We start from the raw sequence: 20609 nt of genomic DNA, 5'->3' as shown, positions 1-20609 counted from the left end.
CATTATATCGAGAGGAGTTTTTAATTCCATCTCCATTACCACTCTAAAAGTATATTTTCACACGTGCAGAGCACGTGGTTTTAAAAGAATTAATAAAAAAGAACCTAACAAAAGTTAGGCTCTTTCATTAAAAAATTATTGAACTTTTTCTAAAAATTGAATGACTGGTTTAATGAGTTCCGTTGCTGTTTTTTCTACTTCCCGATGATTTTCTACAATCGAAACCGTTAAGTAACTTGAATCATTCGCATCAAAGGCAAATATTAAGCTATTTTCTACTCCACGTTCTCCTTGCGAACCTTTTAACTCTGCTGTACCAGTTTTAGCAGCAAGATTACCTACACCTTTTAGACTATTTGCCGTCCCTTCAGAAGATGTAACGACTTTCATAAGCATTGGTTTAATTGTATCTACGGTTTCTTTTGCAAAAACTTCCTTCGTTTTACTTTCAGCATCTACTAATAGCTTCGGATAAGTTAATACGCCATCATTAGCAAAAACGGAATAGTTTGCTGCCATTTGAATAGGAGACATTAATAATTGACCTTGTCCATAAGCAGTATCCGCAAGTAAAATTTCGGAACCAAACGACTTTTCGTTGGAAATTTGAGCAGGTTCCATTGTTAACGGAAGGTCATAATTTTCACCAAAAGTAAGCTTATTTAACCCTTCACGGAACGTGTCTTCTCCCATTTCCAATACTTCTTGGGCAAAGTAAATATTATCTGATTTCACAAGTGCTGTTTCTAAATTGACTACATCTGTTTCCGTCACACGGGAAATTTTATAGTTCCCCCATGAGTCATCTTTTTGCCATTGCAAACCAGATATTTCGCGAGTTTTATCAACAGTAGTAACACCAGCCTCTAACCCAATAGAAGCAGTAATTGGTTTAAAGGTTGAACCAGGTGCATAACGTGTTGAAAAACGGCTAATAAACGGTTTATTTTCATCATTGTTGTACACATCGTATTGATCTTGCGTAATACCTACGACAAATAAATTCGGATCAAAAGAAGGTTTACTAACAAGGGCTAATAAGTTACCGGATTTCGGCTCCATTACAACTGTAGAACCGGCCGCGTTTTCCAACGAATCAAAAGCTACTTGTTGCACTTGTGCATCAACAGTTACTTGAATGTCTTGTCCATCCTTTTTTTCCACTTGTTGAATCGTTGCGCGTTTTTCACCATTTGCTGTTTCAATATAAATTTCTCCACCGTTTTCTCCACGGAGTTCATCGTTAAATGTTAGCTCGAGACCGCTTCTTCCGATAATATCACCCGATTGTAATGTCGGGTCCTTTTCAATATCTTCCGCAGTTACTTCACCAACATAGCCCGTTAATTGGGCTGCAGCATCCGCTAGTGGATATGCACGGGTTTGTACTTCTTGATATGATACGCCATCAATAACTGTCGCTTCCGTTCCATAGGCTAATGTTTTGAGTGGAACAAAATAGTCCGGCTGTACCCAACTTTGGGATAACTGTTCTTCGATAAATTCAGCCGATATGCCTAACTGTTTCGCAATATTAGCAATTTTAGAAGTCCTTGCTTGTCCTTCGCCTAAATTTTGAGGTACAACTCCAGCCTGATAAGTTGTTGTATTAAAGGCAAGAGGTTTTCCATTGCGGTCAATAATACTTCCTCGTTGGGCTTCATCCACTGTGTAGCGAATTTTATCGTCTGAAAGCATGCCAGGGAAAATTAATTCTGCAGTCCAGTCAATTTTATAAGTATCCCCATCTTCAACCAGCTTTGTTTTATAAGGAATCGATGAAATAGTACCTAGGACAGTATCAAAAGTAGCAGTATAACTTAATGTATGATCTTCTGATATTTCATAATCAATCTTCATATTGGAAACACCAATACCACCATAAATAGCATCATATTTCTCAACAACGGTTTCCTTTGTATAACCTGCAGCTTTAAGAGAATCGGATGTCACAAGACTCGGTATTTTATCAAAGGATTGTTTCTCAATGGCTGAAACCCAAGCCTTTGCCGCATCCTTTAATCGTTCTTCCTTTTTGGCCGATTGCCATTGGGAATAACCAAAGACGGAACCACCTGCTAGTAAAACAACAAGTACAATAGATAATATGACAATCCATTTTTTATTTTTCATATAATCCCCCCTACAATTACTTCTATAGTATATTTCTACATATTTTAAAAAGCTTTTGAACGAATCTATTACCACCTTACCATATTACCGAAATTTATAAAATTCAATATAAATTGGAAATCAAAAAATATGGTCAATAGAATGTATAAAACCCCCCAAAGCTCGAAAGCCCCGAGAGGTCTGCTATAGCTTATGTAAAATCTTAAAATTGTTGCATAAATGAAAGTTAAGAATTTGTAAATGTTAAATTTACTCCTCTACTACTCCACTATACAGACCAGGACGGCGATCGTCATAAACAGGAATGCGACTACGAACTTCATCTACTTTTGAAAAATCTACATCAATAATAGCAAGTTCTTCATCCTCTGCCCCTGTCCATAATACTTCTCCCCACGGTTCGATGATCATCGATTGTCCGTTATAATTTTCAACTTTATGGGAGATACGATTTACTGCAACGACAAAACATTGGTTTTCAATTGCTCTCGCCTGTAATAGTGTTTTCCAATGATCAATACGAGGGGTTGGCCATTGGGCAGAAACAAATAACACTTTTGCCCCCGCTAATGCATGGGCACGCAACCATTCAGGGAATCGAATATCATAGCAAATGACACCACCAGCTTCTAATTCTCCTAAACTAAAAAGATTCATTTCATTACCTGATTCTAAATATTTTTCTTCATTCATCAATCTAAATAAATGGGCTTTATTATATTCGCTCACAAGCTCGCCATTATGGTTATAAACATACATCGTATTATAAAACTTACCGTCACGCTCTGTTGCTACTGAACCACCAACAATATGCATGCCTAGTTCCGTTGATAAGCTTTGTAAAAACGCCTTTGTACGAATACCTTCGTGATCAGCTATTTCACCTAATTTTTCTAATGCATAACCTGTATTCCACATTTCAGGTAAAATAACAATTTCCGCACCTTTACTTGCTGCTTCGCGAATAAATTTTTCAGCACGTTCGAAATTTTCATCTACTTTTCCAAATCTAACATTTAGCTGAATACATCCGATTTTCATTGCGATAACCCCCTAGACATTTTTACTTAAAAGTACTATTATTCCTACATATCTAATAGTAATTATATTCTGAATTTGATACAAAGTATAGCGATTATACTATGTAGTTAGTTTAAGAAAAAGAATAAAATGGGAAGAAGAGGAATGAATAATGAAATTATCTAATAAACTGCAAAAACTCCCTACTCAATTTTTTGCATCCCTTGTACAAAAGGTTAATGCAGCGATTGCAGAAGGTCGAGATGTTATCAATTTAGGACAGGGAAATCCAGACCGCCCAACACCACCACATATTGTGAGTGCACTGCAATTGGCAGCAGAAGACCCTCAAACCCATAAGTACTCGCCTTTCCAAGGAATTCAACAATTAAAGGAAGCAGCTGCCAATTTTTATAAACGGGAATACGGTGTCGATATCGATCCAAACCGTGAAGTTGCCATACTAGGTGGTTCTAAAATTGGCTTAGTTGAGTTGCCGATCGCTGTTCTAAATCCTGGAGATTATATGCTTCTTCCTGATCCGGGTTATCCCGATTATTTATCAGGAGTTGTCCTTGGTGATGTCCATTACGATACGCTTCCGCTGACCGAGGATAACGACTTTTTACCAGATTATGAATCATTATCTGATGAAATAAAACAAAGAGCAAAATTAATGTATTTAAATTATCCAAATAATCCAACTGGCGCCACTGCCACTCTTGAGTTTTTCCAACAAACGGTTGACTTTGCAAAGCAAAATGATGTAGCCGTTGTTCACGATTTTGCTTACGGTGCCCTTGGATTTGATGGTGAACGTCCTCCGAGTTTCCTCCAAATAGAAGGAGCTAAAGAAGTTGGAGTTGAACTTTACACGCTATCTAAAACGTACAATATGGCCGGTTGGCGGGTTGGATTTGCAGTAGGTAACGCAGATATTATTGCCGCTTTAAACTTAATTCAAGATCATCTATTCTGTAGCATCTTCCCTGCTATTCAACATGCCGCAATTGCCGCTCTAAACGAAGATCAGCATTGTGTAGAAGAACAACTTGCCATTTACGAAAGAAGACGTAATGTTTTCATTGAAGAAGCCCATCGCATTGGTTGGGACGTAGTGGCGCCAAAAGGTTCATTTTTTGCATGGTTAAAAGTTCCTGAAGGCTATACGAGTGAACAATTTGCCGATCTTTTACTTGAAAAAGCAAACGTAGCAGTTGCGGCTGGTAACGGCTTCGGTGAGTATGGAGAAGGTTACATTCGAGTCGGCTTATTAGTAGATGAAAGTCGGTTAAAAGAAGCGATAAGTCGTATCGAAGCGTTAGGTTTATTTAAAGGCGAACCGATTTCAATAACGAAATCAAATTGAACTTAAAATAATAAAAAAGAAAAGGTTAAAGCGTTTATTCAAACGCCTTAACCTTTTTTATCTATTAGCGATTAACCATCCACTCTGGTTTACTAAAACCTTGGAAGTCTTTATCAATTACTTCTTCATATTCAACTGATTCAATAATTTCAACTAAATCTTTTGCTAACTGACTATCTTTATTTTCTGCTTTAATAGCAACAACATTACGATACTTTTCATTCATATCTTCTAAAAATACCGCATTCATTAAATCTAATCCTGCAGCTAGGGCAAAGTTACCAGGTACACCGGCTACGTCCGCATTTTCAATTTGACGCGGAAGGGAACCTGCCTCTACTGGTTGGAACACTAAGTTTTTATCATTTTTTACGATATCTTTTTCTGAAGCCGTTAACTCGTCAATATTGGGATCAATTTCAATAAGTCCCTGAGCCTGTAATGTTAAAAGGGTACGAGCAGCGTTAGATGGGTCGTTTGCAATCGCAACTGTTGCCCCGTCTTCAATTTCCTCCACAGATTTATACTTTTCGGAGAAGAAGCCCATTGGTGCTGTAGGTACTGAAATTAATGCTTCTAAATCCATATCATTTTGCTGTTCAAAAGTTTCTAAGTAAATGGAATGTTGGAAAAGATTCGCATCAATATCCCCATTGTTTAAAGCATTATTTGGTTGAACATAATCACTAAATTCAACTAGTTCCACTTTGTAACCTTTTTCCTCTAATTGGGGAATAATTGCTTTTGTTAACATGTCACTATAAGGACCTGCCGTAGCCCCCAATTTAATCTCTTTGCTTTCTCCACCTTCGTTCGATGAAGTCCCTTCATCGTTTCCACCACATGCCGCAAGTATTATCGCTAATGCAAGGGTTAAAAATGTTAATAAATACTTTTTCACATCTATCTCTCCTTATCGTTTATCGATTGATTTTGCAATCTGTTCGCCAATTAATTGAATGAGTTGTACGAAAATAATTAAAATGACCACAGTTGAAATCATAATTGTATCGTCATAACGGTAATAGCCGAACCGAATCGCTAAATCACCGATACCACCTCCACCAATTGTTCCTGCCATCGCAGAGTAAGCAACTAAACTAATAACGGTTAAAGTAATCCCGCGAATAATCGTTGATTTCGCCTCTGGAATAAGGACATCTGTTATAATCATCCACGGTGTAGCTCCCACTGCGATTGTTGCTTCAATTACCCCTTTATCGATATCTCTTAATGACGATTCAACTAAACGGGCAAAATAAGGAATCGCTGCTACCGAAAGGGATACACTTGCCGCAACAGGGCCAATTGTACTTCCTACTAGTAATTTCGTTAATGGAAATAACGCAACGAGTAAAATAATAAAAGGTATCGACCTAATAATATTCACTGCAAATCCGAAAATACTTTTGACAAATCGATTTTCCCAAAATAACCCTTTATCTGTAACAAACAACAATACACCAAGGGGTAATCCAATGATGAGGGAAATTGAAAGGGAGATTCCTATCATAATTAGCGTTTCAGTAAAGGCTTTCCAAATATCTGGCAACATACTAATAAAATACGGAAAATCAAACATGTTCAATCACCTCCACTAGCGCGCCTCGTTGTTCCATATAATGCTTGGCCTCATTAACAGCGGCTGTTTCACCTTGTAATTCCATGATAAAAATCCCAAGTGGACGTTCTTGAATATATTCAATCGTGCCATGTAAAAAGTTCCCTTTCACATCAAAACGTTGCATCGTATCTGAAATAACACCTTCTCCTGCGACATCACCTTTAAACAAAATTTTTATCACTTGTCCATTTACTTCTTTTAAGATTTCATTTGGAATCTCAAAAGATACGACACTATTAATAAATTCCTTCGTTAAAGGCTCCTTTGGTTCTGCGAAGATATCATACACTTCCCCTTCTTCAATAACCCGACCATCCTGCATAATCGCCATTCGATTACAAATTTCCTTAACAACATCCATTTCGTGAGTAATTAATACAATCGTAATGCCCAATCGTTGATTAATTTCTTTTAACAACTTTAATATGGAAAGGGTCGTTTTCGGATCCAGTGCAGAAGTTGCTTCATCGCAAAGTAAAATGGAGGGATTGTTGGCAAGGGCACGAGCAATTCCAACTCGTTGCTTCTGACCACCACTAAGTTGCCCAGGATATACATCTCGTTTGTCCGTTAACCCTACCATTTCTAGTAATTCCGTAACTTTTGTCGGGATTTTATTTTTAGGAGTCTTTGCTGCACGTAAAGCAAATGCAATGTTCTCTCCAACGGTCTTTTGACTAATTAAATAAAAATGTTGGAAAATCATCCCAATTTTCAATCGGGCAATCCGCAATTTACTACCGGGCAGTTTTGTTAAATCGATACCATCTACAAGTATCTTCCCACTAGTCGGTCTTTCTAAAAGATTGACACAGCGAAGCAATGAACTTTTCCCTGCACCTGAATAACCAACGATACCAAAAATATCGCCTTTATTAATCGTTAGAGAGACGTTATCTACACCGACTATTTGTTTCTTTTTAGATTCATATATTTTCGTAATATTTTGAAACTCTAGCATGCACTTCTCCTCACTGGTTAGCATTTAGTTAATACCAACTAAATTTCTATATTTTATCAAAATACATTGAAATCTCTGTATTGTCAATAAATACAGAGAAATTGTTAGATTCATAAAATAATAAACTATTTTTATAATTTTAACTAAAATAAAAAAATTTCTACCCATATAGTAAAAAAAGAAGCAAAGTCGTTATTTTATAAGGAATTTGAAGCTCTTTTCGATAAGGCTACGAAGTACCGCAGGAGCAAAGCAGAATAGGGGCTGGGCCGTCTATTAACTTTTCCTTTTTGGACGCCCCAATTTAAAACCCCTATATAATTTAAGTAAAAACTAATTAGTTGCTTATATAAATAATCCCTCTGTCCGTTTATCGAATTCTTCTAAATTGATTGCTTGATCTATTATCTCTCGTACTTTTCTCTCTTCCTGAGCATACAAATTGGCATTAACTGTCGCATCAGAAATAGCTGATTTATATTTTGCAACAATCTTTTGTATATTGTTCTCTTCAACCTCTGTTGGATGACAATGCTGAGCAATGTCAAAGATTTCATCCCCTACTCGACTTTCATCAGGGAAATAAACATGTGGTTCAGTGCTGTCAAAAATACAAAAATTTAGCTCTGGTAAAATCACCATATCAACTGAATTTGAATCAAGGCCACACCATACCATTTGCACATCATATCCTCTTGAAGCAGCTTCGTCGGCAAGTTTTTTCATCATCGATGACTTTCCAGTGCCTGGGTAACCTTTTATAAACAGCCTTCTTTCAAGATTTTGCGTTATGCTTTGAACCGTATCTCGTGCCCCTTCAGGTGTTAATGTTCCAAGGAGACGGTGAGTTGTTTTTGCCATTTTAGCTTGTTTTTCGTCCCCAAAAAGAACGTTTTTTAGTTCATCAAATTGTTTATCTAGCCCTTGCCAGTTCATATATCTTCTCGTTTCTACTTCCCAATCATCATGAATTTTAATCGCATTAGCTAAAGCAGAAAAGCATTTTTGATAATAATTTGTTTTTGTTTCATATAATTGCTCAAGTTGCTCACCATGTAAAATAAGCTTCTGCTCATCTAGACAATCATATAATGAAATGACTTTATCTCTTTTTCCTAATACTATAGGTTCAACAGATGGGTTGGTAGCTTGGAGGTAAAGAATGTTGTATGGTTTTTTTACAAATATTGCCTCGAGGGTATTTTCAAAAAGCAGATCAAGGAAGTATTCAACGTCTACTCCTTTGTTACTGTAATGATTTGCAAGTTTCCCAAGCAAATCAGATATTTTAAAACTATGTGCTCCTTTTAGAAGATACACTGTGTTTGCTTCTGTGCTCATTAATTCTTTATATAAATGTTTCATGCCTTGCCCAGTCATTGCTTGCCCGAAAAAGTATGTTATTGTCCCAGTCAAAACTTCATCCTTCCATCGATTTGTTAACCTTATTTTTATGTCGCCAGCCTAAAAAAGGTACCTAGTTTTCGTTCACTAGGTACCTCAATCTTTAAATTACGCCTAATTCACGGCCTACTTTTTCATAGATCGCAAGTGCGTTGTCAAGCATTTCTTTTGTGTGAGCAGCTGTTGGCATATTACGTACCCTACCAGTTCCTTTCGGTACAGTTGGGAATACGATTGCTTTTGCATAAACCCCTTCTTCTACAAGACGCTTTGAAAATTGTTGCGTTAATTTTTCATCTCCAATAATACATGGAGTGATCGGTGTTTCTGACGCACCGATGTTAAATCCTAGCTTTTTCAAGCCTGCTTTTAGGTAGTCGCCATTTTCCCAAAGTTTGTCGTGCAATTCGGTTGAATCCATAATCATTTGCAATGCACGCGTAATTGCTGCTACATCGCCAGGTGTTACAGCTGTTGAAAATAGGAATGGACGGGAACGAACTTTTAACCAATCAATTAATTTTTTCTTCCCTGCCACATAACCACCTACTACCCCAATCGCTTTCGAAAGAGTACCGATTTGGAAGTCGATTTCTTTTTCCAGTCCAAAATGTTTTACAGTTCCTTTTCCTTTACCTGTTACACCTGAACCATGAGCATCATCTACATAAGTAATTAAGTCGAACTCTTTTGCAATTTCAACGATTTCTGGAAGTTTAGCAATGTCGCCATCCATCGAAAATACACCATCTGTAATGACCATAATTTTATTATACAAACCGGATTCTTTCGCTTCTTTTGCCTTTGCACGAAGGTCATCCATGTCCGAATGATTATAAGCAATAATTTTTGCCTTTGAAAGCCTACAACCATCAATAATGGATGCATGGTTTAATTGATCAGAAAGAATCGCATCGTTTTTATCCATTACCGCTGAAATAGCGGCCATATTACAGTTAAATCCGGATTGGTACGATATGGCACTTTCTGTTCCTTTAAATTCAGCAAGCTTTTCTTCTAAAAGTACATGAAGGTCCATCGTACCATTGATTGTACGAACAGCTCCTGCTCCTACACCATATTTATCAATAGCTTTCTTTGCTACTTGTTTTAATTCTTCATTTGTTGCTAAGCCTAAATAGTTGTTTGAAGATAAGTTAATTAATTGTTTCCCATTTACTTGAATCATTGGGCCATTAGCGCCTTCAACGGCATCAATTTCGTTATATAGCCCTTGGTCTCGTAAAGCTTCTAAATTTTCATTCAGAAATGCATCTAAAATTTTAGACATGAATTTCATCCCCTTTTACTTCAGTTAGTTAGATTTTAGCATATTCAAAGGATTTTTCTACATGAGGGATTGATTTTAGTCACCCTCCCTTTAGTGTAACTGTATCTGTTCAAAGATTCCATTCAATATCAAAAAAACTCGCAAAAGCTACGATTCTTTTGCGAGTTTATCTGTTTTCCGACTAGGGAAAACGTTGTCAGTAAGTGATTCATTTAATTTAGTATGGAGCATGTTTCGGAAAAAAGGGAGCGCCGACTGCACAATATACCCTGTAAAAAAAGCAATAATAATTGTACCTAATCCGATAGGGCCACCTAACAACCAGCCGATACAAGCAATTAATGCTTCCATCAATAATCGAGCACTTCCGATAGATAAAGAAAACTTTTCAGAAATAATGATCATCAATGTATCCCTTGGTCCAGCCCCAAGATTAGGAGAAATATAGAGTGCACAACCTATCCCTAAAACGATGACACCTAACAAGAAATATATATAATCAACTATTAATCCAGTTGAATTTGGTAAAATCCAATTAAAAAAGTCAATAAAAGTTCCACATAGTAACATATTGATAATAGTTGCTAGTTTAGGCCACTCTTTTAAATAAAGGGAAGTTAATCCAACAATTACAATTCCCGTTAAAATAGACCACGATCCAACAGTTAACCCGAAATGATGAAATAATGCTACATGTAATACATCCCATGAGCTTACCCCAACTGCTTTTCCTTTAATAATCATTGAGACACCAAGGGACATCACCATGAGCCCAATGAAGAAGAACAGCCATTTCCACTTTAATTCTCTTCCCAATTTTAAGCCTTCTTTCTATTAATAAACAACTATGATACTGTCAATTTCGCAACGCGTGCATTTGTTACGCTGATTAAATGTTGAGGATGTAATTTAATCTGCATACCAATTTTCCCCGCGCTGACTACGATATACTCAAGATGATTGACAGACTCATCTATAAACGTTGGAAATAACTTTTTCATGCCAATAGGTGAACATCCACCGCGAACATAACCAGTTGTTGCTAACAAATCCTTCACATGTAGCATTTCTAATTTTTTAACGCCTGAGATCTTTGCGCATCCTTTTAAATCGAGTTCTTCGGATACAGGAATGACAAAAACAAAAAACTTCCCACTTCCCGCTGTCGTAACTAAAGTTTTAAACACATGGGAAACTGGAAATCCAACTTTCTTTGCTACACTCACACCATCGATATGATCGTCTACATCATATTCAATTAAGTTATAAGAGATTTTTTGTTGATCCAATAAACGAACTGCGTTAGTTTTGACTAGTTTTCCTTTCGCCATTTTCATCACCGCTCCTATACATAATTAAAAAGCCTATATCTACTATAACAAAGTTGTCAAATTTCGTTTATAAATTTTTGTAGAAAAATAAAATGTCATAAAATTGCGGAATATCAAAAAGCGTCTAAACCTTTACTTCGGTTTAGACGCTTTTTTATTCGAAACTACATCATATGATGATTATCTTCTAAAATCGTTTCAGCAATATTAACGGCATGATCACCAACACGTTCTAAGTTACTTACAATATCGGCGTAAATAATACCTGCTGAAGCGGAACATTCGCCTCGATTTAATCGATGGATATGGCGTTTACGTAACACCCGTTCTAATTCATCGATACGATCTTCTTTACTTATTACTTCTCTTGCAAATTCTTTACTTTGTTTATCTAAAGCTAATACCGATAAACTTACCGTATCTAATACGAGCTCAAACATTTCTTTTAACTCTTGATTTGCATCATCACTAAACTTCACACGATTCATTTCTCTAGTTTGAATAAGTTCCACAATGTTTTCAAAATGATCCCCTACTCGCTCAATATCCCGAATATTTTCAAGTAATGAATGGTGTACCTTCGAGTCATGTTCAGAAAGGGATTCTTTAGATAACTCTACGAGATAATCAGTCGTAATTCGATCTAAATTATTAATAGCCTCTTCTAGTTGAACCGTCATTCCAACATGCTTTGTATCACTTGTGAACAAGAAATCCATTGACTCTTGAAGACCTTTTACGGCAAATTCACCCATCCGCACAACCTCTTCCTTTGCTTGTCCTAAAGCAATAGATGGAGATTGTTCAATTAATGATTTATCTAAATGTTTTGGTGCATACTCTACTGTCTTGTCCTCACCAGGAACAAGTTTTGTCACAATATATGCTAGCACACCAACGAATGGAAGTTGAATGATTGTATTAATCACGTTAAATGTACCGTGAGCAAAGGCAATTTGCATTTTATCTTCAAGTTCTAAAACGCCTGAAATCCATTCAACATAATTTGTAAATAACGGTAAGATCAATAGGAATATGATTGTACCAATTAAGTTGAAAATTACATGGGAAGCTGCAGCACGTCGAGCTACAATTGAAGCACCAAGAGCAGCTAAGACAGCAGTAATCGTTGTCCCTATATTATCCCCAAACAATACTGGAAGTGCACCTTGTAAAGGAATCAACCCTTCTGCATATAATCCTTGTAAAATACCTACTGTTGCCGATGAAGATTGAACAACGACTGTAAACAATGTCCCCGCAATAACACCTAAAATTGGGTGATCACTAAAGCTTACTGTTAAATCAATAAAGGCATCCCAGTCTCGCAACGGTTTCATACCATCGCCCATCATTTCTAAACCAATGAAAAGTCCTGCAAATCCGAATAAAATTTGGCCGATATTTTGAACTGAATTCTTTTTAAAGAAGAATAATAGTACAGCACCAAGTGCCATGATTGGGTAAGAATACGCCCCTACATCAAAACCAATTATAAAGGCTGTTACAGTCGTACCAATGTTGGCCCCCATTATAACCCCAATAGCTTGGCGTAGCGTCATAAATCCAGCACTAACTAGCCCAACGGTAATAACCGTTGTTCCTGAACTTGATTGAATTAATACTGTTACAACTATTCCGACTAAAACACCCATTAATGGATTTGTCGTAAATCTATCTAATATTTCACGAAGACGATCCCCCGCTGCCTTTTGGAGACCGTCCCCCATATACTTTATTGCAAATAAGAATAAACCTAGCCCACCTAAAAATTGGAAAATCATCGTCTGCCAATCCATCTTTTTTGTTTCACCCTTTCGATGTTGTCGTCACTATTATTCATTATTCTCACATGTGATGTAAACGTTATTACAAAACTGAAATATAAAATTTACAATAGCTTTACAATTCGTTTGTTTTTTTGACACCTGCACAACATTTACCTTTTATAATTAATAGTTTGTTCAAATTTTCAAACAATTATATTTAAATATATCACTTAAGTGTTTCCTAAAACCTTACCCAAAACAAAAGAGAGCCTGTACTCAAAAGTACGCCATGTAGTTTTATCGACTGAAAGTATATTAAACCTATGCTATATTTAAACTTACGGAATGTAGAAAGGATGTTTTGTTATGGCAAAAAGCTTAGTGCTAGCTGAAAAACCATCTGTAGCGCGCGACATAGCTCGAGTTTTAAAGTGCAATAAAAAAGGAAACGGTTATTTAGAAGGAGAGAAATATATTGTAACTTGGGCATTAGGTCATTTAGTAACCCTTGCTGACCCTGAAAGTTATGATACGAAATATAAAACGTGGAATTTAGAAGATTTACCAATGTTGCCTGAACGTTTAAAACTAACGGTAATTAAGCAATCTGGTAAACAATTTAACGCGGTAAAAACCCAATTATTACGTAGTGATGTTTCAGAAATTATTATTGCAACGGATGCTGGCCGAGAAGGAGAACTTGTAGCCCGGTGGATTATTGAGAAAGCAAAAGTTCGAAAACCGATTAAACGTTTATGGATATCATCGGTAACCGATAAAGCAATATTAGAAGGTTTTAAAAATTTAAAGCCTGGGAAAGCCTACGAAAACTTATATGCTTCTGCCGTCGCTCGTTCCGAAGCAGATTGGTATATCGGGTTAAATGCAACAAGAGCTTTAACTACTCGTTTTAACGCCCAATTAAATTGTGGTCGAGTTCAAACACCGACCGTTGCGATTATTGCGAAAAGAGAAGATGAAATTAAAAACTTCAAACCACAAACTTATTATGGAATTGAAGCACAAACAACAGAAAACTTAAAATTAACATGGCAAGATGCTCAAGGAAATACCCGAAGTTTTAATAAAGAAAAAATGGATGCTATTGTTAAGAAACTAGGTAAACAAAATGCTATCGTTACGAGCATTGATCGAAAAGCAAAAAAGACATTTGCACCTGGCCTTTATGACTTAACAGAACTTCAACGGGATGCCAATAAAATATTTGGTTATTCCGCAAAAGAAACATTAAATATTATGCAAAAATTGTATGAGCAGCATAAAGTTTTAACATATCCTCGTACAGACTCTCGTTATCTTTCCAGCGATATTGTAGCAACATTGCCCGAGAGACTGAAAGCTTGTGGTATTGGTGAATATCGTCAACTGACAAATAAAGTATTATCCAAACCAATTAAAGCGAACAAATCCTTTGTTGATGATAGTAAAGTAAGCGATCACCATGCCATCATTCCAACAGAAGGATATGTGAATTTCTCTAATTTTAATGATAAAGAACGTAAAATATACGATTTAGTTGTAAAACGTTTCTTAGCTGTCCTATTCCCTGCTTTTGAATATGAACAATTAACCTTAAGCGCTAAAATTGGGGATGAAACTTTCATTGCCCGGGGAAAAACAATTTTATCGAGCGGTTGGAAAGAAGTTTATGAAAACCGGTTCGATGATGAAGAAACAGCAGATGAAGTGAAAGAGCAAATTTTGCCACGAATAGAAAAAGGGCAAACTTTAACGACTCAATTAATTGCTCAAACTTCAGGTCAAACAAAACCGCCTGCTCGATTCACTGAAGCAACACTACTGTCCGCTATGGAAAACCCTGTGAAATATATGGACACTCAAAACAAACAATTAGCTGAAACGTTAAAATCTACAGGTGGTTTAGGGACCGTTGCAACTCGAGCAGACATCATCGATAAATTATTTAATTCTTTCTTAATCGAAAAACGTGGCGGTAAAGAGATTTATATCACATCCAAAGGTCGCCAGCTTTTAGATTTAGTACCAGAAGATTTGAAGTCCCCTACTTTAACAGCTGAATGGGAACAAAAATTGGACAAAATCGCCCACGGTAAATTGAAAAAAGAAGTCTTCATTTCTGAAATGAAAAATTATACAAAAGAAATTGTTTCAGTAATTAAATCAAGCGATAAAAAATATAAACATGATAACATTTCCACAAAGTCTTGTCCTGATTGTGGAAAACCGATGTTAGAAGTAAACGGCAAAAAAGGAAAAATGCTCGTTTGCCAAGATCGGGAATGCGGCCATCGCAAAAACGTATCCCGTGTGACCAATGCTCGTTGTCCTCAATGTAAGAAAAAGTTAGAGTTACGCGGTGAAGGAGATGGCCAAATATTCGTATGTAAATGTGGCTATCGTGAAAAATTATCGACTTTTGAAGCAAGACGTAAAAAAGAAGGCGGAGGAAAAGTGGATAAACGAAGTGTACAAAAGTACTTGAAACAGCAAGAAAAAGAGGCAGAACCTTTAAATAATCCTTTTGCAGATTTATTAAAAGGAATAAAAATTGATTAAGTCTAATGATTTAAGCACCTTAATTATTGAATACTTTCAATAATTAAGGTGCTTTATTTAAATCAAATGAATTATTTTATCTTCACTAAAATTTCTTCAAATTCTTTTTGATCCATTTCTTTAAATAATCTTCCGACTTTACCACTCAGTGAAGAAATAAAATCATTCGTTGGAGGCATGTTACATGTAAAAATTGGGCTTTTAAGGAGTTAAATTGCTTACAAGATTGCTTAATAACCATTAATTTAAATGGTCAGGTAACAGGGTAAATCTTCTATATTCCACGTTTTTAGATCGTAACTTTCTGGATCTACCAGGATATCCTAGTGACCAACAATATATCGATTTCCATATAAATAGTCGTAACCTTTATTATTGTATTTTAGTACATCTAAATACCGTGAGCTACCGAAGGTTTCTCAGCTAATACCAGGCTTTTCGCCATAACTTTTAGAACATATGAATAGGAATTTTCATTTCTTTGTTGTAATAATAGAAATTCGTTTTAATTTAATTTCACGCTTTAATTGTTTATTTTGATATTTCTTTAAACTCTTAAAGAAGGTAACCTATCTTGCATAAAAAGTTAACCATTATTTTATTACTATATTTTTTATTAATATTAACTACAACACAATATCTCAACAGTGTTTCTAATACATATATAATTTATTAGAAGTTAAATAAAGAGGAGATTGCCTACAACTCATTAATTGTATATATTTGTATAAAGAGTATATATAAACCAATTATACTCTGTAAAATATAATATAAAAAGGAGTGTTATAATGTGCAACAATTATTAAAAAGAATGATTTGGTTTACACTAATACTTTTGATTTTAAATGCAGTTCTAGTACCACTTAGTACAGTTGCTCAAGCCTTAGATGCAGAATCAGATAAAATAATTTTAGAAAATGAAAAATCCGAAAATTCAAGCTCATTGTCATCAGATGACCTTAATATTTTCCCATCGACTATAATAAAAGAGACTGAAAATGAAAAAATATACAGACTTCTATCGGTCATGAAGAATATGAATATCATGAAAAGTATTCTATAGAAAATAATATAAAACTAATAAAAACAACTAGCTACTTAGTAAATACTGAAGGCGAAAAAGAATTTATAGATTACTTCGAAAGACAAGAAGAATTAGAACTACACTCTCCTATTACTTTAGAAGATAACTTTGTACCCGATGAAGCAATTAGAAAAGATGAATACCAAATAATGTGTGGCCCACCTTGTGGATATATTGCAGTAATAGCAGTAAGAGCGTTGGTAAGTGGAACATACCGTTATTATTTGAAGAGAACTGCAACCTCAGCTACCCTGGCAACAGTTACTTCACAACCCGTTAGCAGAGTAGCACCTGTAATCGCAAATTACTCTCCTCGTGTCTTTTCTGCTGGTGGTAGGTCTTATAAAATTACCAAACAAGATATGCAGCACTTCCTTCAAAGACATCATATGAATTACTGGAATGCTGGAATAAGAGCTCCACAAAATGGACAAACGTTTTTTGTAAAAAATATGAGTACTAGGACACTTGATCACATTGCAAGTCAAGCAGTTCAAAGAAATGCAACTGCTATTAGCGCTGCAAGAAGTAAAGGTTGGAGTTTCACAAATCAAATAACTTACACTTATAATGGTATAACATATAGAGTAGGTGTAGATTTAGTTAATAATAGAGTTACTCAATTGTATCCATTAACTACCTATATTGCTCCTTAAATGAAGCGGAGGGTTAATTCTATGAAAGTAGAAACATTTATATTAGTCCCAAATATTGAAGTGAAAGTTCCATTAACACCTAAAGATTTTGAAAAGAAGTTTATAAACATTGAGGATAAAGATAGGTATCAGGAAATTGAACGCATTATTAAAAATAGCAAAGATGAGTATTATTACGGTTTTATTAGAATTCTTCATAATGATTTGATCATCTTTGGTGAGGAGTTTTTAGACTACCTTCCGATTTATTGGATGGTTTTTACAGACATAATCCATACTTATTTAATGGAGGAATTTGTCGAGACTATTCTACCAGGTTATGAAATAAAACTATCTTTCAAAAAAATGAATAATGATGTAATAAATATTAAATTAGGGGACGAGATGTTTAAATTGCCAAATAATGAGTTCCTAATCAACTTATTAAAGGGAGGGAAAATTTTCTTCTATAATCATATGAAAATAACTGGTAGTAACACATATAGCAATATTATAATGAAAATAAATTCTATGTTAAACTTATTACTGGGGAAATAAGAAAATTTAGGGTCTATAATACAACTTTTTATAAAGATTTTCTAACAATAAAAAATAGAAGAACATATAAATAACGCGTTGGCAGAAGCTTTAAAAGGACTAAAATTAGATTAACTATATATGAAAACCATACTTACATCTTTTTTACGCTGTAAGTATGGCTTTTTATCATTTAATAATATTCCATTACTCGAAAAATAATGGGACAATATTAAAATATTCTTATTTCTCTTCTTTACTCGAAATCTTTTTATTAATCCCCCGGAACATTTGAGTATACATCGTTCCTTGAACAACATGTTCTAAGAAAAAATCACCAATTAACTTTAAATACTCATCATCATCGTACATTTTACGATTTTGAATTTCCATTTCCCCTAACCCCTCGTATGTTGCAAGTAGTGCATACTTATAATCTTGACCAGTAATAGGAATGAACACTTCAACAGTATGATCATAATGTTCATTTCGGTATTTTTTAATGTTTTGTAAGTTTTCGATGGCCTCTTTAAATTTTCCTTGGTTAATTTCAAAGGTCTGATATACATAAACGGGCATTAGTTCTACTCCTTAAAAATATTTAGATTGTGAAGATTTAATAATCTGTCCTATTACGTTCAAAGAATGAATAGGATGGTAAAAACCATCTATCTGTTACTAAAGGAGTTATAAAATGAGTATATTTTTTGGATACGTTTTTCTAGGGATATCACTTGCTGCCCCTATCGGTCCCGTAAACGCAGCACAATTAACGAAAGGTATATATGGTGGCTTTGGACATGCATGGCTAGTCGGATTAAGTGCAATGTTAGCTGATGCTATCTATATGCTTATTGTTTATTTAGGGGTGTTTCATTTTCTTGAAACACCATTTATGCAAACATTATTATGGTCATTCGGCTGTTTTGTTCTTATTTATACAGGCGTTGATAGCATTGTGAATGCTGGTAAAGAAGTGAAAATGAAAACCGTTAAGGAAAAATCATTAAAAAAGTCATTCTTTTACGGTTTTTTATTATCCATCACAAACCCACTATCAATGCTTTTCTGGCTAGGTATTTTTGGTTCTGTTCTTGCAAAAACGGTTTCCACTTACGACATTAACCATATTATTTTGTATAGCCTAGCTATATTTGTCGGATTATTCATTTGGGACGTTACGATGGCTTTTATTGCTAGTAGCTTCAGAAAAATTTTAACAACAAAATTATTAGGTGCTATTTCAATCATATCAGGAACATCACTCATTGGATTTGGCGTGTATTTTGGTGTACAAGCCTTTAAATTACTATTTCTCTCATGACAAAGTTAAACCCCACGAGGTAATTCGTTTTTTTTCTTCTTCCCTTTTCGCATAAATAGTATGACAATCAAGACCAATGCAACGAAGAGTATACTAACGAAAAAACCCATGCGATTCGTTTTATCAAAAATAGTGCCGCTTACTGCAAGTAATATTAGTAACATCGCTGAAATTCGCTTTATATGGTCAAAGGTTGTTGCTTCGATTAGTTTAGGGAATGATACAAGAATAAAAAACCAATTATAAATGAGCATTAATCCAGCTGCTGTTGTAATATACTCATATACTTTGTCTGGTACGAGTCTAGAAATAACAATCGAAATGACTAAAATGGAAATCGTTAATGCTAATGCGAAAGGTGGCACTTTAAGTTTCCCTTTTTTTGAAAAAAGTTTCGGTGCATCTCCTTCTTCAGCCATCGTAACAAGCATACTAGTGACCGCAAATAAAGAAGCAGCCATTGTAGAAAAACCTGCAATAATAATTCCTGCATTAAATACATGAGGGAAAAAATTTAAATTGTAATCCGCTAGAGCAATAACAAAGGGACTTTCTTCGGCATTAAACTGATCAAATGCAACTAAAGTTGAAGCCAAAACTATAGAAATTATATAAATGGACAATAACATGATTAACATGACTGTCGTCGATTTGATTACTTCTTTCTTTTGTTCGAGCCTTACTGATAAAATACCCATGATTTCAATACCACCAAAAGCATAAAAACCAAAAATTAAGGATGACCATAAACCAGTTAATCCATTGGCAAATAATTCATCTGGAGTGTTCGGAACATTAAAGTCACGAATACTACCACCGAAAAATCCAAAAAGCAAAAGGGTAGCAAGTATAATGAACATAAAAATAGCGGCGACTTTCATGACTGCAAATAAGTTTTCTGCTCTCTCAAAACCTTTTGTTCCGATTAATACGACGATAATTCCTAGGGCAGCATAAATCGAAGCCAAAATCCATAACGGAATGTTCGGAAACCAGAAGCGAGTTAAAATCGAAAGGGCTGTCAATTGACTACCGGAAATAAGCATTTCTGAAAACCAATATACCCATCCACTACTGAATCCAGCCCAACGTCCAAAAGCCTTTTTAGCATATGATCGAAACGAACCTTTTTGCGGATCCTGAACAAACATTTTTCCAAGTAACTCCGAAACAATCATTGCTGTTAGCCCAGCGAGTATAAATGAAATCACAATGGAAGGGCCAGTTTTTGATATACCAATACCTGATCCGAGAAAATAACCTGTTCCAATTGTACAACCAACGCCAATTAAGGAAAGTTGCCACCATTTCAGCTTACCTTCACTATTTTTTTCATTTTTTCCTCCTACACGTGCTGGTATTTCCACCAAAACTACCTCCCCTGAATTCCTATTTATTATTGGCGTCGGAATAAAGTTTATTCATAAAAATAAAATCACAAAATAGAAGATAGAAAACACTATTTTAAATAACGCAGTTTCCTTATTGAAAGTTGGAATTTTATTTTAAAAAACCCCGAATAAGGACACTGTACGTAAGTGTTCCCTATTCGGGGTTTATAAGTTCAT

The 20609-nt window shown here is 35.2% G+C and carries 18 protein-coding genes; 6 read left to right on the top strand and 12 right to left on the bottom strand.

Going from position 1 to position 20609, the window contains the following annotated elements; translation table 11 throughout:
• Positions 1 to 135: 135 nt before the first annotated feature.
• Together pbp4 and ACH0B5_RS05720 are read right to left on the bottom strand one after the other, a co-directional pair.
• Positions 136 to 2133, bottom strand: coding sequence for a penicillin-binding protein PBP4(5) (pbp4, locus tag ACH0B5_RS05725; protein WP_122972455.1), 1998 nt, complete (start codon positions 2131 to 2133; stop codon positions 136 to 138).
• Between the two features lie 249 nt (positions 2134 to 2382).
• The gene (locus ACH0B5_RS05720) at positions 2383 to 3174 is read right to left on the bottom strand and encodes a carbon-nitrogen family hydrolase (RefSeq protein ID WP_122972456.1); all 792 of its coding nucleotides are present in this window, start codon (positions 3172 to 3174) and stop codon (positions 2383 to 2385) included.
• Positions 3175 to 3325: 151 nt separating this feature from the next.
• On the opposite strand from ACH0B5_RS05720, the gene ACH0B5_RS05715 reads away from it, so the two are divergent.
• Entirely contained in the window at positions 3326 to 4522 is a 1197-nt protein-coding gene (locus ACH0B5_RS05715; RefSeq protein WP_158599706.1) for a pyridoxal phosphate-dependent aminotransferase, read from the top strand.
• Between the two features lie 64 nt (positions 4523 to 4586).
• Here ACH0B5_RS05715 and ACH0B5_RS05710 read toward each other — a convergent pair whose 3' ends face one another.
• The 8 genes from ACH0B5_RS05710 to ACH0B5_RS05675 form a co-directional block, all read right to left on the bottom strand.
• Positions 4587 to 5423: a MetQ/NlpA family ABC transporter substrate-binding protein gene (locus ACH0B5_RS05710; protein WP_341361756.1), complete on the bottom strand. Its 837-nt coding sequence runs from the start codon at positions 5421 to 5423 to the stop codon at positions 4587 to 4589.
• A gap of 12 nt (positions 5424 to 5435) precedes the next feature.
• The gene (locus tag ACH0B5_RS05705; protein WP_191706119.1) at positions 5436 to 6104 is read right to left on the bottom strand and encodes a methionine ABC transporter permease; all 669 of its coding nucleotides are present in this window, start codon (positions 6102 to 6104) and stop codon (positions 5436 to 5438) included.
• Positions 6097 to 7107 (bottom strand): methionine ABC transporter ATP-binding protein, encoded by a 1011-nt coding sequence (locus ACH0B5_RS05700; protein ID WP_341361755.1) that lies wholly within the window; start codon positions 7105 to 7107, stop codon positions 6097 to 6099. Before ACH0B5_RS05700 ends, ACH0B5_RS05705 begins: the two co-directional genes overlap by 8 nt.
• 345 nt (positions 7108 to 7452) lie before the next feature.
• Positions 7453 to 8523 carry a nucleotide kinase gene (locus ACH0B5_RS05695; RefSeq protein ID WP_406927529.1) on the bottom strand — a complete coding sequence of 357 codons (1071 nt, stop codon included), beginning with the start codon at positions 8521 to 8523 and terminating at the stop codon, positions 7453 to 7455.
• Between the two features lie 91 nt (positions 8524 to 8614).
• On the bottom strand, positions 8615 to 9802 hold the full coding sequence (locus ACH0B5_RS05690) for a glycine C-acetyltransferase (protein WP_341361753.1): 1188 nt from the start codon (positions 9800 to 9802) through the stop codon (positions 8615 to 8617).
• A gap of 147 nt (positions 9803 to 9949) precedes the next feature.
• Positions 9950 to 10618, bottom strand: coding sequence for a YczE/YyaS/YitT family protein (locus ACH0B5_RS05685; RefSeq protein ID WP_341361752.1), 669 nt, complete (start codon positions 10616 to 10618; stop codon positions 9950 to 9952).
• A gap of 29 nt (positions 10619 to 10647) precedes the next feature.
• Complete coding sequence (ybaK, locus tag ACH0B5_RS05680; RefSeq protein ID WP_406927528.1) at positions 10648 to 11133, bottom strand: Cys-tRNA(Pro) deacylase; 486 nt, start codon at positions 11131 to 11133, stop codon at positions 10648 to 10650.
• A gap of 164 nt (positions 11134 to 11297) precedes the next feature.
• Positions 11298 to 12932, bottom strand: a complete 1635-nt coding sequence (locus tag ACH0B5_RS05675; protein ID WP_406927527.1) for a Na/Pi cotransporter family protein — start codon at positions 12930 to 12932, stop codon at positions 11298 to 11300.
• A 336-nt stretch (positions 12933 to 13268) separates the two neighbouring features.
• Here ACH0B5_RS05675 and ACH0B5_RS05670 point away from each other — a divergent pair, with 336 nt between their 5' ends.
• From ACH0B5_RS05670 to ACH0B5_RS05655, 4 genes are all read left to right on the top strand, one after another.
• Positions 13269 to 15461: a DNA topoisomerase III gene (locus ACH0B5_RS05670; protein ID WP_406927526.1), complete on the top strand. Its 2193-nt coding sequence runs from the start codon at positions 13269 to 13271 to the stop codon at positions 15459 to 15461.
• Positions 15462 to 16251: 790 nt separating this feature from the next.
• Complete coding sequence (locus ACH0B5_RS05665; protein ID WP_406927525.1) at positions 16252 to 16524, top strand: hypothetical protein; 273 nt, start codon at positions 16252 to 16254, stop codon at positions 16522 to 16524.
• Positions 16525 to 16742: 218 nt separating this feature from the next.
• Positions 16743 to 17201 carry a hypothetical protein gene (locus tag ACH0B5_RS05660; protein ID WP_406927524.1) on the top strand — a complete coding sequence of 153 codons (459 nt, stop codon included), beginning with the start codon at positions 16743 to 16745 and terminating at the stop codon, positions 17199 to 17201.
• A 21-nt stretch (positions 17202 to 17222) separates the two neighbouring features.
• Positions 17223 to 17738, top strand: a complete 516-nt coding sequence (locus ACH0B5_RS05655; RefSeq protein ID WP_122970658.1) for a hypothetical protein — start codon at positions 17223 to 17225, stop codon at positions 17736 to 17738.
• A 222-nt stretch (positions 17739 to 17960) separates the two neighbouring features.
• Here the strand turns inward: ACH0B5_RS05655 and ACH0B5_RS05650 are convergent, their stop codons facing one another.
• A complete protein-coding gene (locus ACH0B5_RS05650) occupies positions 17961 to 18296 on the bottom strand; it encodes a hypothetical protein (protein WP_122970659.1) in 336 nt (111 codons plus the stop codon).
• 115 nt (positions 18297 to 18411) lie between these two features.
• Between ACH0B5_RS05650 and ACH0B5_RS05645 the strand changes: the two genes are divergently transcribed.
• Complete coding sequence (locus tag ACH0B5_RS05645; protein WP_406927523.1) at positions 18412 to 19041, top strand: LysE family transporter; 630 nt, start codon at positions 18412 to 18414, stop codon at positions 19039 to 19041.
• A gap of 5 nt (positions 19042 to 19046) precedes the next feature.
• On the opposite strand, the gene ACH0B5_RS05640 is transcribed toward ACH0B5_RS05645, so the two are convergent.
• Positions 19047 to 20408 (bottom strand): amino acid permease, encoded by a 1362-nt coding sequence (locus ACH0B5_RS05640; RefSeq protein WP_406927522.1) that lies wholly within the window; start codon positions 20406 to 20408, stop codon positions 19047 to 19049.
• Between the last annotated feature and the right edge of the window lie 201 nt (positions 20409 to 20609).

This window comes from Ureibacillus sp. 179-F W5.1 NHS (assembly GCF_045369345.1).
Classification (GTDB): Bacteria; Bacillota; Bacilli; order Bacillales_A; family Planococcaceae; genus Ureibacillus; species Ureibacillus halotolerans.
The sequence above is the reverse complement of the archived record's forward strand: the minus strand, read 5'-3'. Positions and strand labels throughout refer to the sequence as shown.

Bases quoted from the DNA above. Each gene is read 5' to 3' on its own strand.
- ACH0B5_RS05675 (WP_406927527.1), bottom strand. From the start codon at position 12,932: ATGGATTGGCAGACGATGATTTTCCAATTTTTAGGTGGGCTAGGTTTA.
- ACH0B5_RS05720 (WP_122972456.1), bottom strand. From the start codon at position 3,174: ATGAAAATCGGATGTATTCAGCTAAATGTTAGATTTGGAAAAGTAGAT.
- pbp4 (WP_122972455.1), bottom strand. From the start codon at position 2,133: ATGAAAAATAAAAAATGGATTGTCATATTATCTATTGTACTTGTTGTT.
- ybaK (WP_406927528.1), bottom strand. From the start codon at position 11,133: ATGGCGAAAGGAAAACTAGTCAAAACTAACGCAGTTCGTTTATTGGAT.
- ACH0B5_RS05655 (WP_122970658.1), top strand. From the start codon at position 17,223: ATGAAAGTAGAAACATTTATATTAGTCCCAAATATTGAAGTGAAAGTT.
- ACH0B5_RS05700 (WP_341361755.1), bottom strand. From the start codon at position 7,107: ATGCTAGAGTTTCAAAATATTACGAAAATATATGAATCTAAAAAGAAA.
- ACH0B5_RS05670 (WP_406927526.1), top strand. From the start codon at position 13,269: ATGGCAAAAAGCTTAGTGCTAGCTGAAAAACCATCTGTAGCGCGCGAC.
- ACH0B5_RS05650 (WP_122970659.1), bottom strand. From the start codon at position 18,296: ATGCCCGTTTATGTATATCAGACCTTTGAAATTAACCAAGGAAAATTT.
- ACH0B5_RS05645 (WP_406927523.1), top strand. From the start codon at position 18,412: ATGAGTATATTTTTTGGATACGTTTTTCTAGGGATATCACTTGCTGCC.
- ACH0B5_RS05715 (WP_158599706.1), top strand. From the start codon at position 3,326: ATGAAATTATCTAATAAACTGCAAAAACTCCCTACTCAATTTTTTGCA.
- ACH0B5_RS05705 (WP_191706119.1), bottom strand. From the start codon at position 6,104: ATGTTTGATTTTCCGTATTTTATTAGTATGTTGCCAGATATTTGGAAA.
- ACH0B5_RS05690 (WP_341361753.1), bottom strand. From the start codon at position 9,802: ATGTCTAAAATTTTAGATGCATTTCTGAATGAAAATTTAGAAGCTTTA.